The sequence below is a fragment of the Sphaerochaeta sp. UBA5836 genome, assembly GCF_002432845.1.
In the GTDB taxonomy this organism is placed as follows: Bacteria; Spirochaetota; Spirochaetia; order Sphaerochaetales; family Sphaerochaetaceae; genus Sphaerochaeta.
The window spans coordinates 1,650-1,914 of record NZ_DJGW01000028.1 but is presented as its reverse complement, the minus strand read 5'-3'; the positions used below and the strand labels follow the sequence as shown (position 1 = coordinate 1,914).

1 pseudogene is annotated in these 265 nt (G+C 47.2%); it reads left to right on the top strand.

What is annotated here, in order from left to right:
* Window positions 1–9 precede the first annotated feature (9 nt).
* A pseudogene (locus B3F49_RS02265) lies at window positions 10–265 on the top strand (TIM-barrel domain-containing protein); the annotation flags it as partial.

The window sequence follows — 265 nt, the reverse complement described above, 5'->3', positions numbered from 1 at the left end:
TGCGGGGATGTGTTTCTCATTGCACCCGTTATGAACAGTACTGGTCGTAGGGATGTCTATCTGCCTGCAGGTGAATGGGTTGATTTCTGGAGTGGGGATGTAGTTTCAGGTGGTATATGGTTGAAGGATGTAGCCTATTCTCTTGCCTTGCTGCCGGTATTCGTGAAAAAGGATTCTGTGATTCCCATCTACCCGGAACTTGTTCAGCATACCGGGCAGATGGAGAAACATAAAATTCGGGAGCTGCGTTTTGATGCAACCTATT